This window comes from Pinibacter aurantiacus, assembly GCF_019130065.1.
Classification (GTDB): domain Bacteria; phylum Bacteroidota; class Bacteroidia; order Chitinophagales; family Chitinophagaceae; genus Pinibacter; species Pinibacter aurantiacus.
The window spans coordinates 434,035-451,707 of the sequence record NZ_JAHSPG010000018.1 but is presented as its reverse complement, the minus strand read 5'-3'; the positions used below and the strand labels follow the sequence as shown (position 1 = coordinate 451,707).

Here is a 17,673-nt window from a genome sequence, read left to right as displayed (position 1 = left end):
ATTTTTGTAGTGATCAAAAGACAACCTGGAGACCTACGGTCATCATTCTAAGTGGTGGCATTGTGCTAAACGACATTATTTCAGGATCACCAATTTTATACGGTGTGAACGTGAGCAGGTTCTCGCCCTGGAAAAACAGACGAACATTATCGGCTTTTATTTTTTGCGCAATCTTCTTGTCAAGTTGATAGGCAAGCGACACATTTTTTAAGCGCACAAAAGAAGTATTGGTGATTACTGCGTCTGAGTAATTTGCCCAGTAACTATATTGGGTTGCGGCGGCACCGGTTGTTGTGAATCGTTGTACGTTGGTAATATCTCCCTTCTGCTGCCAGCGATCAAGTACTGCCACTGGCTGATTGGCTCTTGTACCGGGAGCCTGGAAAAGGAAGTTGGCTTTCCCTGATTGTTTTACGTAGTAGAAAGTGAAATCCAGTGTCCAACCTTTATAAGCAAGCGTGTTTTGGAATCCACCATAGTACATCGGTGCCAGGTTCTTGGTTACTATTTTATCTTTTGCCAGATTTATTCCGTTCAATTGATAAATGCCGGTGGTTGGATCTACGCCCAGGTACTTAACATATTTTTGGATAGTCACCGGTTGCCCGATCGACCAAATCGTAGCATAGGAGGTGTTTTCCAGATTAGGATACGCTATCAGCTTATTGCGTGGGATCGAAATATTAAATGAAGACCTCCAGCTGAAATTCTTTGTTTTAATGATGGTAGAATTCAGTGCGAATTCCCAGCCAGAGTTTTGCAATATGGCATCTCTGTTAGCATTCACGCTGGTAAATCCAACCTGGCTCGGCAGCGGTAATCCTACCAATTGATTGTCGGTGCGGTTTAGATAATAGTCAGCGGTAAAGTCAATGCGGTCCTTAAAGAATCCAAGTTCGAGACCAGCTTCCATCTTGCGGTTTCGCTCCCAGGCAAAATCAGGATTGTCGAGGTTGTACGGATATAAACCACTACTACCCTGGTAAGGCACCCCTGAAGAAGTCGAGAGCCACTGAGAAATATATTGATAGTTGCCGATGCGGTCGTTACCTGTAACCCCGATGCTTCCTCTTAACTTACCATAGCTAAGTGCTGGAAAGGATTTCATGAAATTTTCATTCGAGAATATCCATCCTGCTCCTATTGCACCGAAGTTTCCAAACTGTTTGCCGGGGCCAAAACGGCTTGAACCGTCGCGGCGTCCGGAAATGTTTATGAGATACCTGGTGTCCCAGTTATAGCTTATACGTCCAAAGAAGGCATCATAACGGTATTTAGAATAGCTGCTGGTAACACTTTTTGTAGCGGCCGGGCCGGGCGTTAACAACAACGCGTCGTTGGTATAACCACTCGCACTCACCTTTTCGCCGGTACTCAACTGTTCCTGGAAACTACCACCAATCAATACCTGCAACTGGCCCTTACTTATTTTGGTTGTATAATCCATTTGCGGTTCCAGTATCCAGTTCTTTTGTGTTTGTTTGTAGAAATCTGCTGAACTCACCAAAGATGTGCTGGAAGGGCTTTGCGAAGCAATAGGATTTGTTGCGGTTTGATCAAGTCTTACAATATTGAAACCTCCGTCAAGTTTTACGCGAAGTCCTTTAGCAACAGTGTAACTCAGGTTCAAACTACTCAGCATGTTATCGGTTAACCCTATGTATTGCTTTTTGGTATATGCCAATGGATTCGAAAAATTCACACCTTTATCGCTCCAAACTAAATTGCCATTTGCATCCAACGGATAAGGCGCATTTGGAATGGTAGTGAGCAACTGCATCAGGTCAATGGTGCTTAGATTGTTTTTATCCGAACTATAGCTGGCGTTGAAGGCAATTGAAAATTTATTATCGAGCGTGCGATGTGCAAAGCTGGAATGCATGTTAATCCTGTCGTCGTGCATGTTGCCATAGTACACGGGCGTTTCGCGGTGATAGCCGGTGGCCAATGAAACCTGCGTTTGCTGATTGCCCCCCGACACGCGTACCTGACCGTCGTAGTTGCGTGCAGTTTGCCCCAGAAGCAAATCCTTCCAATCGGTGTTGCGTGTAGTGTCCCATATCATCAAATCAGTAGCATTGGTAGTATTTGGCGCAATGGAATCATTCTTAAAAGCTTCTCTGCGCATCGTCGTATACTGCTGGGTGTTCATCATCTCCGGCAGTTTTGTAGGACGTCCCCAGCCTGTATAAAAATTTAGATCAACAGCAGTTTTGCCGGCTTTTGCTTTTCGCGTAGTAATCAGGATAACACCGTTTGCGCCTCTTGAACCATAGATGGCTGTAGCATCTGCGTCTTTTAGAACTTCTATGCTTTCAATATCAGAAGGATTAAGATTGACAAAGGGGCTGCTACCGGCAGTAGCGTTGCTTAACCCGCCGAGCGTTTGGGCAGATATGCCGCTTGAATAAGTGACATTTCCCACTGTGTGCGCAAATGGCACCCCATCGATTACGTACAATGGTTCGGAACCCGCGCCCAGTGAACTTTTGCCGCGAACGTAAATACTAACCGGCGCACCCGCAACACCGGAGGTTTGGGCGATTTGCATGCCGGGCACTTTGCCGCTTAATGCCAAAAAAGGATTATCTACAGGATGTTTGCGAATATCTTCTCCCTTCACCTTACTGATAGATCCCGTGGTCAACCTGCGGGTAGTGGTGCCATATGCAATGACAACAGTTTCATCCAGGCTATTAACTTTTAGCCTGGTTTTTATGGTTAGCATACCATCTTTCAAAAGCGAAGACTGGTTAGCTTTTAATTCAATCGTTTCTATGTTGGCGCCTGAAACAATAAGTACGGCATCTTGATTTATACCTTTTATTTGAAACAGACCATTCTTATCTGCAGACGCACCGAGATTGGAGCCCTTTATTTTTATAGAAGCGCCTGCTACCGGTTCTCCAGATTCAGAAACAATTCGTCCCTGTACATCAATCGTAGGAGGCAGCGATGGTTCGGGGATCGGTATTGCAAGTTTCGCGCTGGCTTTAATAACCACAGTTTTTCCGACAATGGTGTAAGTCAGGTCCTTGTCCCTGAGGCAAACTTCCAATGCGTCCTGTAGTTTGACATTGCGAAGCTCGACAGAAACTTTTCCTGCCTTTTCCAGTAACTCCACCGCATAAACGAAATCATATCCGCTCTGTTGTTTAATGGATTTAAAAACAGCGGACAGGCTTTTGTTTTTTGCCGAAATACTGATCTGGGAATAGCTGTGTGCTGAAGCAGCAAACGTGAACACGACCATTAGAATGGCTGTAAATTTCATAATCAGCAGCGTTTTGGTTGAGCAGAGGCGTCTCCCGGAATCCTTCTCTTTAAGAGCAGGCATAAAAGAGCCACCACAAAGAAATTTTAATAACATAACTTTGTTTTGTTTGGGTTGATGAATAATAAGCAGTCTGCGCGATTGAAAATTATGGGGTCAGCCTAAGCGCCTGCCGGAAGTGTTGCAACCACTTCTGGCTTTTTTCTTAGTCCTCCCCGGATAGGAGTTTTAAGTACTTCTCATGTCTTTTCTATTTATGTTGATGATAATATAAGCGTTAGTAATTTTTTTAGTAAAACGGCCGCATTTCTATTGCTATTCTACAATCACTTTTCGTCCGACAATTTCAAACTTCACTGCACCTGTCAACTCAAGTATCTTCAGCACTTCAGAAATGTTCGCGTTCCTGGAAACAGATCCGCCGATGTGACCATTGATTTTATGGCGGAAAACAACATCTACATCATACCAGCGGGCTATCTGGCGCATCACTTCTTCCACGCTCATGGATTCTCCAAAAACAAAGGCACCGTTCTTCCATGCAACCACTTGTTCCAGGTCCACATTGTCTGCTACGTTGATATCTGCAGCAACCCTTGCCTGTTGTCCCGGTATTAACTTAGTATTGTTGGAAGCCTGGCTCACCAGAACGCTTCCCTGCAATAGCGTAATCTGTTTTGCTTCTTCATCTTCATAGGCCATCACGTTGAAATGAGTGCCCAGCACCTTTACTTCGGTTTTTCCAACGCTCACATAAAAAGGTTTTTCAGCGTTATGTTCTACTTCGAAATATCCTTCTCCTGTTATCTCTACCCTTCTTTCCTTACCGGTAAATGCAGTGGGGAAGCGCAGTGAAGACGCGGCGTTGAGCCATACCTTTGTGCCGTCTGGTAATGTTAGTTGATACTGTCCGCCCTTGGGTGTGCTGATTGTGTTCCATACCACTTTCTCATTTGGCTGACTTGAAATTTCGTAAGCAATTTGTCCGCTTGCCAGTTTGCGAATCTGCACACCCGCCTGGCTTGCAAGATTGCCGTTTGCGGCACTGTCCAAATTAATTGTGCGACCATCTGCCAATGTCAGAATAGCTTTATCACCACCCGGCTTTATTTGCGCCATCGATTGGCTGCGATCTTCAGCAATATTGCTTTTTGTATTTCGGCTTGCCATCCACCAGTAGGTGCTTACTCCACAAATAAGGATGATTGCGGCCGCATATTTAACCCAGGAAAATTGATATTTCGATTTGCGGGTTATCGGTATGACTTCAGTGGATCTCCCGTCTGATTCAATTGCCTTGTTTAGTATGTTTGTGCTTGCTGCTTCGCTAAATATGTCGTCTTTGGAAGTGTATGTATCCCAGCCTTCGCCCAGCAACTCCGCCAATCTTTGCTCATAACCAGGTTGAACCGAAAGTTCGGCCAATTCCAGTTTTTCAGATTGACTGGCCGTGCCATCTATTACGCGATAAAATAAATATGACAATCTATCCTCTTTCATAAAATTGTTGATGCTTTATAATGCCCTGTTATTTGGTAAGACACCAAATATTCAAGACAGGATCAATGGAAAATGAAATTTTTATTATTTTTTTTCAGGCTGATTTATAAACGCCAAAAATGATCCCAAAAACCACCAGCAGATCGGGGTAATGTGTCCGTAAATAATTGGTAATGGTTTGCAGCGCAATGGAGATATGGCGCTTTACTGTATTGGGAGAGATCTGCATTTCTGCAGCGATCTGGGCATGTGTCATCGCATTTTCGCGGCTCAGCAAATAGGCTCTTTGTTGTTGCGCAGGCAATCCGGCGATGGCTTCGGCTATTATTTTGTTTAAATAAATAACATCTGCGTTATTTTCCATCTCGGAAGCCAGGTTTTGTTGTTTTAGCCACTCATTGTGCTTCAAAAGCTGCCGGGAATGATCCCGCATAGCATTCAAAGCGTGGTTTCTGGAAACCGTAAAGAGCCATGACTTGAAATTGGTGATATCCGCTAACGTCGACCGATGCTGCCAGGCCTTTATAAAGGCTTCCTGAACGATTTCTTCTGCAATGGCCCGTGAATCTGTTAGCTTAAATATATACAAACCCAGTGATTGGTGATAGGCATGAAATAGTGATGCAAAGGCGCGTTCGTCGCCTTCAGCAGTCCGTTTTAGCAGTTCGTCTTCGTTATGTAAATTATCAGTCGCCAACACCTTAACCAAATGGGAAATAGTAAATATAGGGGAAAAACTAACCCGCAACTGCCTGTGGTCAATTTACAACAAAAGAAAGGCACAATTCGGTTACTAGCTACTCACATTCAGTTTGATCAATAACTTGATTTGTATTTCATGAAATTTTAATAAGTGTTTACTTGTAAATGGTGATGTATTTAAGAAAACCTTTTTGCTTCATTTTATAATTTTGCCGGATAATTAGTATGTTCACTTTTTAACCACCCAAACCCTTTGCAGGTAATCATAACATGACACAACTCCGACCCTTTATCTTCATTGCCATTATTGCTAACATTTTGACAATTATTTTGTACGATTATGCAGCTAGTCAACCCGGCGGAACCGGAGCTTCCTTAGCTTTTGTTGTATTATGGATGCCAGCCGTTTGGATTACAACTATTATTCTAACTATTATCCTGGCTTTAAAACGACGCAGGATATTATTTACAACCGGCAAGACAAAATCGACGATACTAACCCTTCTGTTTTGCACGCCAATTCCTTTGTATTTTGGTTATCTGTTTACACATCCCACACCAGAATCATTACGGTCCTCAAGCTCATACAGACCCGCAGACGGGAAAATATTTAAGTCTGAATCGTGGTATTATACATCTAACGACCAGCAAAAATATGTGGAGATGTATTTTATCGCAGATTCTCTGGATGAAAAAAAGAACGGTGAAAATGCCTTTAAGAAAGATAGCACATGGACATATTTTACAAAAAAAGGCGACACCCTAAGAGTTGAAAAATACAATGCGGGGCAGCTTATTTCATCTAAAAAATATGAACAAAAATAAAGGCATACACGATCGCTATAGAAACATAATTTTTATAACACTTCCTTTCGTATTATTTTTCCTGTTCTCGTGTGCTTCTTTTGACAAAGAGTTTTATGAACGTGTTACCAATATTAAATTTCCTAAGGCCATTAAAATTATTGAAACATACGACAATGGCGAGTTCTATACATGTTCATCTTTTAAGATTGACAGTTTTGCATTAAGAAAATTCATCAGTGACTATAAGTTTGAACCCCTTAAAAGAATTTATCCTTCACAATTTTTAGGCGTACATTCTCTTAAAAAGGAGTTGCCGGATTTCAACAATTTTGATAATAAATTCTTTGTAACAGGAACAAAAGGAAAAAATTCATGGATATATATTATCGACTTAAACAAATGTATACTATGGGCTGAAGTACAGTACCCTGACATGGCAGGAAATTAAATTTCATCCTGCTACCCAATGCCGACATCTGTTTCTTCGCTCCTTAAACATTGACAGAAATTCTATGCGATACTTAACATACTTTATAACGACTATAATTTTCTCAATTTCCTTTTGTAATTCTGCAATTGCACAAACAGACAGTTTGTTGGTTCATCAAATCAGACTTTACGTAAATCACATTGACTCTATAAACAATCTTGATTATGCACAAGACAAAGGCTTCATGAAATCTGTTGTTGATGGCATAATCAAGAGAAACGATAAGGTTGTTGGAGGTTGTGGTATTTATACGTTATCAAATTTAAAAGGTGATACAGTTTATAGAATTCACTACCATGATAATCTTGATATAAATACTTATAAAACTTATTACTTCAAGGAAAACAAATTGGTTTATGGAACTCTTGAGTTAAAAAATATGGACTCGCTCGCGACAACATTTTTTAAAAAAGAAGAATTTTATAATGAGGGAAAAGTGGTTTTTAAGAGCCTAGAACAGAATCCCAAGAGGTATATTGACATGGTGAAGTTTTCGTTGTTGGAGGATGCGAAAAGTTTTTTTGCAAGGTTTACAAAAAATAATTTTTGACAACAAAATGTTTGTGCAAAATCTTTGACGCAACGCAACATCGACTTTTGTTTTATTACTCCGCATCAACAACTTCATTCACATGGACACAGCTTCGCAATTTTGGAATTAGTTTAGGAACAACAACAAAGCTTATACTTTATTAAATACCACTTTTAATCATCTGACCCCGGCTTTTTCAACCCAATATCCTTCATCGGATATTTTTGATACGTGGCCAAATGAGCACCCGCCAGTCCCAACATTCCAGGCAAACCCCACTCGAAAAACCGGTGCCCGCTACTAATTTGCTCCTTCGGATCTGAGTATAGATTATAAACCCACGGACTCATGCCGGTGCCTTCAATGGTTGATTCATCAATATTTTTCCTTTTAGCAGAGGTGTTGAACACTTTGATATGCATTTTATATTCCTGCCAACGCACGGCCATTAAAGATGTTTCAGAATACATGAACACCGCATTTCTATTGGATTTTCCGGTGTCGGATAAAAGGAATGATGACTGATCAACGCCGTCGATATAATTGGCTGCAGGTATTTTGCTATAGGCGCCGCCAAGCGATATAGAAGTATTAAACAAGTCACAAAGATCAAACAGTCCATCACTGATCCTTCCCGGCTTGATCATTCCTTTCCAATAGGCAATTCCCGGAACCCTTACTCCTCCTTCCCAGGTTGTTCCTTTTCCCCCTCTAAAGGGTGTATAGCCGCAGTCGGGCCACACATCTTCATTAGGGCCGTTATCTGAAGTGATGAACACAAGCGTATTGTCATCTATTTTCAAATCGGTTAACAGTTTCATCAATCTGCCCACAATATCATCCACTTCTACCACTGCATCTTTGTAGGGAAATGCAGCGGGGCTTTTACCTTTATACCCTTCCGAAACATAGTTGTCGTTATGCACTTTTGAAAATGAATGTATCAGGTAAAAAGGCTTGTTGTCTTTCACAGCCCGTTTGATAAAATCTTCACTGTAGTTTGCAAAGATCTGGTCAACTTTCGCTAGGTCATTGATATTTTCTATTGGCTGCACTACTTTATTTTTCTGACCTTTTTTACCGGTAACTATCGCTTGCTCTACCAATTTTTTCATGGCATTGTATCTTTCGGGTTTGTTGATCAGGTCTGGATATATCCATTCATTTACAAACTGCGCATATTCTGATTGCACACCGGAAAACCCCAGCCACTCATCATATCCCACATCGTTTGGCAGGCTTCCCTCCGTTTCACCTAAGTGCCATTTTCCTGAAATAGCTGTTATATAACCACTCTGTGAAAGGATTTTTGCCGCCGTGTTTTCAGATGCCCAGGGATTTACCTTCGGGTGTTCGCCGGTCAGCGTTGGTCTTGTAAGTCCTGAGCGTGCAGGTATCCTGCCCGTCATCAACGCAGCGCGGGTTGGCGTGCAGGTAGGTTGCGAGTAAGTTGAGGTAAGTTGTAAACCTTCATGCGCGAGTTTGTCCATATAAGGCGTTGGTGCGCCAATTGCATAGCCTCCACCAAATGCGCCGATATCGCCATATCCCATGTCATCTATCAGCAGAATGAGAATGTTTGGCTTTTTGGGCAGGCGCGATAGTTTAGCTTTCATCTCAGCATCCTGTGTTGGATGTGGTATAGCTGGTTCCAGGTAGTCCTTTACCTTAACAGTAGGATTAAAATAATTTTGTTGAGCCTTAATAGTTGTGAGAAATAATAGGCACGAGATTATTGCAATGAGTCTCTTCATGACCAGGTTGTTTTTGTAAAAAATTGATTTTGAATGACCGTTTAACAAATAAGCCAAAACAGCTCATAGCATTTTTTGTTCGAACCCGGCAATTTTTCACCAACAAAACTGTTATCCTGACCATGTATGAGTGCGGGCAATAAAGCAAGGTTTAAGGTCTGTCGCACCTATCATTGGTCCGTATGCGAAGATTTGAAAATGCTAGTAAAAAAACGCCCCTGTTATAGTTTGAAAAAACGCATTTAACAAAATAGAAAAGATTGACATGCTACATTTATATGTACAAAAGAGAACTACATGAAGACGATCTTGTTTAAGATAAGAGTAATTACAACCTTCTATCGTAGCTATTTTTTTGCGAGCTTCCTATTAACATCAGCTTTCTCGTATTTATTTTGGGAATATGGTTATCCTATTTTTGCCACGCTATTTTTGGGCAAACTAGTAACACTGTTTATTATCTACCACTTCATTAGAACCAATAAAAGCCGCGAGTTTTATTACTATCAAAATCTGGGGGTATCAAAGAAAATTCTATGGACAACTACGTTAGTTTTCGACATTCTACTATATCTCTTCACAATTGTTCAGGTAAATAAATTACGATGAAACACGTTTTAGAGCTTGACAGCATCCGGCTTTCGTTTGGTGAACGAATGATATTATCTGATGTATATTTAAAATGCGAGACTACAAAAATAACTGCACTGCTAGGTAGAAATGGACAAGGAAAGACTTCCCTGTTTAAGATTATATATGGGGAATTGGAGACGCAGGATAAATCAATTCGGTTTGATGGTAAACAAATAGCTCATCCTTTTAGCAGACCCGATTTATTAAGATTCTTACCTCAATTCAATTTTGTACCTGGCTTTTTAAGGTTAAAGCGGATTTTTAAAGATTTTGAATTGGATTTTATCGAATTCGACAATCGCTTTCCTGAATTTACCACTAAGCTAAATCAAAGGGTCGGCAATTTATCCGGAGGAGAAAGGCGTTTCCTTGAAACTTACCTAATACTAAAATCAAAAACGCAGTTCGTCATCTTAGATGAGCCCTTTACTCATTTAATGCCTTTGCAAATAGAAAAAATCAGTCAACTAATGATTGAAGAAAAACTAAACAAGGGAATTATTCTCACAGATCATCTATATAACGCAATATTGGATATTGCCGATACTGCATATGTGCTTACCAATGGTAAAACTCATCTTTTAAACAACAACAATGACATGGAAGAATTCGGCTATTTACCGGCAACAGCCAAAGGTTTGAGGCCATAACTTTAACCTCAAACCTTTGGTCAGAAAATACATTTCCCTTTTATATGCTGTCTATATTGCGTTTTGTCCATTCATTTTCTTTGTCGCCGGTGTTTAGAGTGGTGGCAGGCTCAAAAAGCAGAACAGCCACTTCATTTTCTGCATATGGCCGATGCTCTATTCCTTTCGGAACTATTAAAAATTCGTTTTTTGAAATTTCAATCGTCTTGTCCCGAAATTCCATTTTCAAAACACCATCGACTACTAAAAACATTTCATCCTCGTTGTCATGTTTATGCCAGACAAAAGCACCTTTAAATTTTGCAAGTTTAACATGTTGTCCATTTAGTTCGCCAACAATTTTTGGACTCCAATACTCAGAGAATAATGTCAGTTTTTCTTCAATGATTACTTTTTCCATTTTTAAAAAGTTGTCTGTTATATATTTTCTATGCCGCCTTGCAAAGATCGATCGACTATTGACAGGATACTACTTTTTAATGGTACTGTTAAGAGGCACTAACTTTACTTAGCGGATGTGTGATTAATAACGCCTCTGAAAAATTGGATGCCTCCAAAAACGATGGCGCCCCAAAATATAAAACCTATGTTGGCTAGTGTGGCAACAGTTCCGCCGACACACCAGAGTGCGCCGTAAAGCATATCTTTTTCCGCATGCTTTTTCTTGGCAGCAATAATTTGTCCATGAAGGTCCTCTACTGCAGTTGTCGCTTCTAGTTCGTCAACGCCGGTGCTTATTAAAGATTGGATTGCCTGTTCAGAAGATTGTTTTTCTTCAATAAGAAGGCGGGCTGCCTGGTTGTAAATTTGCGTCTTTGAGGCAGATTGAGTAACTACGGATGTTTCCATGATGATTTTTGGGTTTGGGTTTCGTAAGGAATGTTTTTGGGTAATGCAAGTTTCAAGAACATAAACATTCTATAGCTTGCAACACGGTAAAGTTTATTTGTTTTTAATCAGGGTTAAAAAACAAACAAAATAATAAATACCGATCACATTTATCATCCATTTATAAATTTTTATTCCAACCAACTGCTGTAGAACCAGTCATTTTCGTCCTTATCTAAACCTGTCCTGTTGTACAGAAAAATGCCGCCGGAGAATCCGTCCGGTTATGCGGAAAAGTTCTGGCGATGAATGCGGCAATCGCACCTCCCATGCTTGTTGTGTGAAGGCCTCGATATCGAACCAAATCACACTTTATTTGTATTCTTTGCATCTGGCATTTCAAAAATCATACGCTACTGATGGACATTTTCAAAGCGATAAAAACAATCTGGAACGGACTGAAGAGAAGGAGAAACCGATCGCCCTTGCGACGCAATGTGTATAATCTTGTTGTGACTTCTTTTTTTGCGGCACTGGCCATAGGCTTATTGAACCTGACAAGTTTGCAACTGGAAACAAGAAATGCATTGTTCCTTTTAATTCTCGCTACAGGTTTATGGATAACAGAAGCCATTCCTCCTTTTGCTGTGAGCCTGCTCATTATGGGTTTCGCTGTTGTGTTCATTGCAGACAAGAAGACGGAGGGACATTGGGAGCAGTATGTCAATACATGGTCAAGCCCGATGATGTGGCTCCTTATGGGCGGCTTTTTCCTGGCCCAGGGTGCCGTCAATACAGGGCTGGATAAATTGTTTGCGAGGTATACATTAAAACGTTTTGGTGAAAAACCACACCAGGTTTTATTTAGTGTAATGCTTGTTACACTGGTCCTTTCTTTATTCATGTCAAATACTGCCACGGCAGCGTTGATGCTGATAACCATAACACCGCTTACAGACAAACTCGGCAAGGATGACCCTTTGTCAAAAAGCCTTGTTTTAGGTGTTGCCATCACTGCAGCGGTGGGCGGCATGGGCACCATCATTTCAACTCCAGCCAATCTTATAGCTGCAGGTGTTATAGAATCAAAAGGGCTTAGAATGGGTTTCACGGAATGGCTCTATTTTGGTTTGCCATTGTGTGTGTTCCTGGTTTATTGGCTTTGGCGGTTTCTCAAGCGTTTTTATCATTCAAGCCTTGATCGTGTAAACATAGATGAGCTGTTTGCGGAACAAAACACGGCACAGCCGGATAGCGAAACCATCTTAAGGCGAACTGTGGCCATTATCATCACCATTCTCACGATTGTACTTTGGGTATTTTCAAGCTATATCAATATTCCGCTGGCTGTCATCTCATTTGTTCCCATTGTATGTTACACTGCCACTGGCATTATCGTGGCCGATGATATTCCCAAACTTCCGTGGGACACATTGATACTGGTAGCTGGTAGCCTTACGCTGGGCATGGCCGTAACGAATACCGGTCTTGCAGATTATTTTGTAAATGCGATCAAATTTGGTTCGTCCTCGATCCTTTTCATTTTTATAATACTCGCATATATGACCAGCATTGTTTCCAATTTTATGAGCACTACAGCTGCGGCGAGTATCTTAATTCCTATTGGAGCGACTTTACTACCCACGCACACCGTGGCTGTTTGTACACTAATAGCACTTTCTGCCTCCTCAGCTGTTATACTACCAATTTCTACTCCTCCCAATGCCATTGCTTACAGCTCAGGGGTTCTGCATGCGTCGGATTTTAGAACAGTTGGCCTTCTGTTAGGCGGTATCGCGCCTTTGCTGATTGCATTGTTGATGTTTATTATTTTTTAAACGCGTCGTTTACGGATGGCCCGGATTTTACCTGCAAGAGCTCAATCTCCCAACCAATGTAGCTATTTATCAACGATAACATTTCATATATACAACCAATACAAATATGTAAACATCTTATGCATCCACCCTTTCATTGTATTAAAACCAGGAATCATGCATCCCATAACAAAAAAAAGGATTGAATCATTTCTATCGATCGTTGGAATAATAGCACTCTCTACTATCGTTTTTACACCTGGATTATGCTGGTTGTTTTTTGACAAAGAACTAGGTCAATTTTTTACATTTTTAGATGGCCACTCGAAAGCAATGGCAAGCCTGCTTAAAATAGTTGTAGTCATTTCAGGAATAATTTTGTTGGCGGCTCCAATTGTAATAGTGTGTTTTATTTACACAGCAACAAAGGAACATCTCTACGATAAGCGGTCGCTAAAAAGATTTCGTTTTAGACTGGGCATCCAAAATGTAAAACGGTTGTCGCTTAAAATTGGCATGCCCGCTTTTAATACAAATTTTACCAACAATGACATTGATCATTTCATTAAAAATGAACTTGATAAACTACAAATTCATTTAATAGAAAGGCGTGATGAATATCTTTCAATGTACAATAACGGCCCCTTATTTTTGACTGAGGCAAGAGATCGATTGAAAGATAAAATGTCAAAATTGTTAGATTACCAGGATGAAGTAATACTATCTATGCACGCTGAATTGCACTTAGAAATTATTGACAAAATCAGGCATTACCAGATGCAAATGAAAGATGGCTCACAAAATGATAAAGTCGCTACGGATCGATCAAAATATTATTCAAATGAATTGGAAGATTTCTATACAGATATATATACAGCTTTTACAAAAAGACTTGCGGATTTGAACGGCCAACTACAAACATTATCAGATGACCACTTCGACTCCTTACAAAATCTTTCAAACATGCTTTCAAAATATTAACGTTAGCAGAGCGAAAATGCAAGGAAATGCTAAAGCCATTTTTTATAAGTGATTTGCCGATTTTCGAAATTGCGGTGAATCACTATTGCCTACTTTTGAATTGATTGAAACGTGTCACAGTGCTCTGGATAGCTGCATTTCCGGGGAAATCCGGAGCACCTTAGAACTCTCCTCTTGTATTTAAATCAAAAGTGAGAGACATCTGAACTTTCAGAAAACAAAATCAAGTAACCTTATAAAAATTCATCCACTAATGGTCTTATTGATTGTATCGGCAATGGTTATAGTTATTCTGAAGTTTCTGAAAAAGAAATTTCCGGGTCTAATGCGAACGAAGCGATTTATTTCCCCAAAAAGTACAATGACGAACAAATCAAAATAATAGAAATATCAAGACAAAGCAATGAGTTAGAACCAGAGGAACTGCACATTATTCGAACTGCAAAAAATTGCGGTAAACCATATGTGGTGTATTATAACGGTTATGGTTAGGTGTATTTTTTGATTAACTCCCACATAAATCTTCCGGTTTCGTGATTGCTCACATCTCCGTGTGCACCCGCCAAAAAACTGCTTATCCTGAAAATAATATTCTCTGCGTTTACCAATACCTTTGGCTTATCCTGCACCGGGTGTGCAAGTTGGCCCGTACTGTCTGTTTCATTAAATTCAAAAAAAAGCGAGGCAGTTTTGTTGTCTTCTAAACGTCCAATAGATTTGTTGTCTCCAATATAACTTTTTGTGTAAATGGCTTGCTTTACCGCATGATCATACCTGCTGCATGTCATGAAATGTTTTTTTACAGGAATATCAACGGTATACATGCCACCGTTGTTTCCTTTCTTTTCGCAAAACCTGGAAATAGAATAAGCTCCCTGGAATTCAATGGCCAGATCAACGTGTGTGGTAGTATCCCATCCTGTATGCATGAAACGACTATGGTTTGCCCGTGACATAATACGTGCGCCAAAGCTGTGGCCAATCGTAATTACAGGAATTGTATTTTTCAACTTGGGTAAAATGTATTTCCATAATAAAGTGCAGATATGCGTCATGCCCAGTTCGTCTGCATCATTGGCCTTGTTGAAAAAACTAATAGCCGGCGCCGGCCAGCGCGACGCCCACGTTATGCCAATAAAGAAAGGCTTGAATGAATCTCCTCGCTTGTCTTCATTGGCGGCGTTTTGGATGTAGCTGAGCCACCTGTGATAAGTTTCCAAAGAATTGTCCTGGTAATTATTCCAGCCGGTGCATGCGATTATCAGATGCGTATATTCTTTTTTATCAATTTTGTCCTTGATCAGCTCGCCTATACTTTCATACTCGGTATTTGCGCGTTCCGGTAAATCATAAGATGCGTTGGTTAAATGATCGTACGCGTTGTACCTGATCGCATATCCCTTTTCACTGGTTTCAATCCAATGTGTCATCACAATTGGCTTTGGGTCATCTAATGTTCGCTTGACCAGGTCTTTGGTATCCTGTAAACCTTTTTTGTCAAGAATAGCAAGATTTGTATCAAGATCGAAAATCGTATATTGGTCTGTTACTGAAAATTCTTTCTCTTGTCCGTTTACCTTTTGCAATTTGTTTCTGTACGCTTTTTCAAAGCATATTATAAATGCATCATGCTTAAACGTGCAGGGGCTTCCATCCAATAGCAGCTGGTGATAGATGCGTGCATTTACCGTCTGCGTACCTAATCTCTCTGCGTTGGGCCCGGGCAATAATTGACTTTTCGTGTATGCCAGGTATAGCTTATATACTGCAAAAAGTATGACAGCAAGAAATATTATCAATAGTGGTTTCATATCTTACTTTTATTTCAGTTACGTCATTTTTTAAATGACAGATTGGTTTTGTAGCCAAGTTGAAACTGCGTGAAATTGTAGTGATTGTCGCTCCAATTTGCATAATAGTTGAAACGTAGATATAATTTCTTGCTGATGTCCTTTGAAGGGTAATAGTATAAGGTGGCTTGTGGTTTAAATATCCAGATGCCGGTATTGTTAACAAACTTGTCTTTGCTGCTTCCGCCTAAATATTGATTCAGGAAACGCAATGTCAAATCCATTCCAAAGTTGTTTAACCTAACGATATTGTATGCTATCTCGGGGTAATAATTGAAGAAGGTTATATCCTGCTTATAGAGACTGTCCGTATTTACTAGATTGACATCGGCTCCAATATTCACGTAGATAGTTTGATTTATGCCAATACCAAATCGTACGATATTCATGAGAATGCCTGCCTGGAGATAGGAAATCTGGTTGAGATAAGTCCGGTTGACAGTGTCTTTATTGCCAGGGCCCGCCTTGATGTTGCTGGAATCCAGACTTGCATACTTGCTATCCAGTTTTGACAGCCGCACATAGGGTCGCATGAAATTATGAAAACCTATATCGGTGTTTGGAAGAATGGCAGAGTTGCTTTGGAAATTGCCTGCAACTTCGGTTTGTATTAATCCGTTTGGTTTATGATCTAATAAACCCAACAGGTCAGTATATATGCTTACGTCCAATAGGTTGTTGAGAGAGGAAGCAGCAACTAAAAGCTGCTTAGGATGATCTTCATTTAAAACAAAAGTAGTGTCATCCGGATAGCTAAACCTACCGGTGGTAACATAGTCTATAACATCTCCTAATTGAACATACTCATGAAATCTCATGTCTGTTCTATATAACCTGTCTCCTGTTCTTTTTCCAAAAGAAGGAAAATTAATGGGCGACTTTTCGTTTGTAAATTTTCGTCCATCTGCGAGTTCAACGCGTAACCCGCGCCTCATGATAACGCCGTTTTGAATGTTGATCTCGACGGATTTTATTTTAGACATGCTTAGCGTATCAACCTTTTTGTCCTTTTTCTCACACACTGGAATGTCTTCTGAAACCATAATTATTTTGCCAACATTTTGAAATTCTGCGGGCTGACTAAGGGCGTAGTTCGCCCGGTCAGAGGCTTCGTCGCCTACCTGCTGCGCTTGCGTTTTAGGCTTTACGTCCTTTGCAAAAACGAGTGTGGTTGTTCTTTCGTCGACATGCGAAACCTGGTTGACAGTATCGGTTACATCTTTAGCCTCTGTTACATTTTGGAAGACTTTATTAGAGCTGCCTAGTGTATTTATAAATGTGTTTAAGGATTTACTTTCGATGCTTTCAGTTCGTGGCACCTTTGCAGTAACTTCTTTTCCATCTTTTTTATAGACACTGTCCTCAAGATATGTTACTGTTTGCATATTGCGCGTGCGTGGCTTAGGAAGCGATATTTCTTCCCAGAAAACAAACTTAACTGTAAGGCTGCCATCACTGCCTACTGTGAATTTTGTCGACGATATGGTTGGGAAAATGTCAGCTTTTCCGCCGTCGAGGCTGCTGAATATTTTAGCTTTTGTCTTTGTTGTATCAAAAGAAGCGGAGTCTATTTTGATATAAATTTCGTTGAGGTCGCCCAGTGCTACGGAGTCTACCGATTTGTCTTTTTTATTGGAGAGCTCTTCCAGCTTCACAGTGGAGTGAAAACTGTTTTTTTCCTGGCCGTGAACGTTAAGGGCAATAAAAAGCCCTGCGAATACAATTGGTAATGCCTTCATGGTTTAATGGTTTAGATGATTGGCCGGATAAATTATCAACAACACAATGCTGACAAGGAAAGTGTTTATAGGGGAGATATTCTTGTTTAAAGATATATGTTCCTTCGATCTTTTAA

General features: G+C 40.4%; 14 protein-coding genes. 6 read left to right on the top strand and 8 right to left on the bottom strand.

Annotated elements, in window-relative coordinates; genetic code table 11:
* Positions 1–13: 13 nt before the first annotated feature.
* The 3 genes from KTO63_RS25385 to KTO63_RS25375 form a co-directional block, all read right to left on the bottom strand.
* Complete coding sequence (locus tag KTO63_RS25385) at positions 14–3,274, bottom strand: SusC/RagA family TonB-linked outer membrane protein (RefSeq protein ID WP_217794985.1); 3,261 nt, start codon at positions 3,272–3,274, stop codon at positions 14–16.
* Between the two features lie 315 nt (positions 3,275–3,589).
* Positions 3,590–4,774 carry a FecR family protein gene (locus tag KTO63_RS25380; RefSeq protein WP_217794983.1) on the bottom strand — a complete coding sequence of 395 codons (1,185 nt, stop codon included), beginning with the start codon at positions 4,772–4,774 and terminating at the stop codon, positions 3,590–3,592.
* Between the two features lie 94 nt (positions 4,775–4,868).
* Positions 4,869–5,474: an RNA polymerase sigma factor gene (locus KTO63_RS25375; RefSeq protein WP_317195802.1), complete on the bottom strand. Its 606-nt coding sequence runs from the start codon at positions 5,472–5,474 to the stop codon at positions 4,869–4,871.
* Positions 5,475–5,746: 272 nt separating this feature from the next.
* On the opposite strand from KTO63_RS25375, the gene KTO63_RS25370 reads away from it, so the two are divergent.
* The 3 genes from KTO63_RS25370 to KTO63_RS25360 all read left to right on the top strand — a co-directional run bounded on the left by KTO63_RS25370 (position 5,747) and on the right by KTO63_RS25360 (position 7,323).
* Positions 5,747–6,301: a hypothetical protein gene (locus KTO63_RS25370; RefSeq protein WP_217794977.1), complete on the top strand. Its 555-nt coding sequence runs from the start codon at positions 5,747–5,749 to the stop codon at positions 6,299–6,301.
* Complete coding sequence (locus KTO63_RS25365; RefSeq protein ID WP_217794975.1) at positions 6,288–6,731, top strand: hypothetical protein; 444 nt, start codon at positions 6,288–6,290, stop codon at positions 6,729–6,731. Before KTO63_RS25370 ends, KTO63_RS25365 begins: the two co-directional genes overlap by 14 nt.
* A gap of 64 nt (positions 6,732–6,795) precedes the next feature.
* Positions 6,796–7,323, top strand: coding sequence for a hypothetical protein (locus tag KTO63_RS25360; RefSeq protein WP_217794973.1), 528 nt, complete (start codon positions 6,796–6,798; stop codon positions 7,321–7,323).
* Positions 7,324–7,478: 155 nt separating this feature from the next.
* On the opposite strand, the gene KTO63_RS25355 is transcribed toward KTO63_RS25360, so the two are convergent.
* On the bottom strand, positions 7,479–9,059 hold the full coding sequence (locus KTO63_RS25355) for an arylsulfatase (RefSeq protein ID WP_217794971.1): 1,581 nt from the start codon (positions 9,057–9,059) through the stop codon (positions 7,479–7,481).
* 605 nt (positions 9,060–9,664) lie between these two features.
* Here KTO63_RS25355 and KTO63_RS25350 point away from each other — a divergent pair.
* Positions 9,665–10,342 (top strand): ATP-binding cassette domain-containing protein, encoded by a 678-nt coding sequence (locus KTO63_RS25350; RefSeq protein ID WP_217794969.1) that lies wholly within the window; start codon positions 9,665–9,667, stop codon positions 10,340–10,342.
* 40 nt (positions 10,343–10,382) lie between these two features.
* Here the strand turns inward: KTO63_RS25350 and KTO63_RS25345 are convergent, their stop codons facing one another.
* On the bottom strand, positions 10,383–10,742 hold the full coding sequence (locus KTO63_RS25345) for a cupin domain-containing protein (protein WP_217794967.1): 360 nt from the start codon (positions 10,740–10,742) through the stop codon (positions 10,383–10,385).
* A 104-nt stretch (positions 10,743–10,846) separates the two neighbouring features.
* Positions 10,847–11,191, bottom strand: a complete 345-nt coding sequence (locus KTO63_RS25340; protein ID WP_217794965.1) for a hypothetical protein — start codon at positions 11,189–11,191, stop codon at positions 10,847–10,849.
* Between the two features lie 398 nt (positions 11,192–11,589).
* Between KTO63_RS25340 and KTO63_RS25335 the strand changes: the two genes are divergently transcribed.
* Positions 11,590–13,008 carry an SLC13 family permease gene (locus KTO63_RS25335; RefSeq protein WP_217794963.1) on the top strand — a complete coding sequence of 473 codons (1,419 nt, stop codon included), beginning with the start codon at positions 11,590–11,592 and terminating at the stop codon, positions 13,006–13,008.
* Between the two features lie 156 nt (positions 13,009–13,164).
* Positions 13,165–13,968 carry a hypothetical protein gene (locus tag KTO63_RS25330; protein WP_217794961.1) on the top strand — a complete coding sequence of 268 codons (804 nt, stop codon included), beginning with the start codon at positions 13,165–13,167 and terminating at the stop codon, positions 13,966–13,968.
* Positions 13,969–14,456: 488 nt separating this feature from the next.
* Here the strand turns inward: KTO63_RS25330 and KTO63_RS25325 are convergent, their stop codons facing one another.
* Both KTO63_RS25325 and KTO63_RS25320 read right to left on the bottom strand, forming a co-directional pair.
* Positions 14,457–15,779, bottom strand: coding sequence for a hypothetical protein (locus KTO63_RS25325; protein WP_217794959.1), 1,323 nt, complete (start codon positions 15,777–15,779; stop codon positions 14,457–14,459).
* A gap of 23 nt (positions 15,780–15,802) precedes the next feature.
* Complete coding sequence (locus KTO63_RS25320) at positions 15,803–17,557, bottom strand: hypothetical protein (protein ID WP_217794957.1); 1,755 nt, start codon at positions 17,555–17,557, stop codon at positions 15,803–15,805.
* Positions 17,558–17,673: the final 116 nt, after the last annotated feature.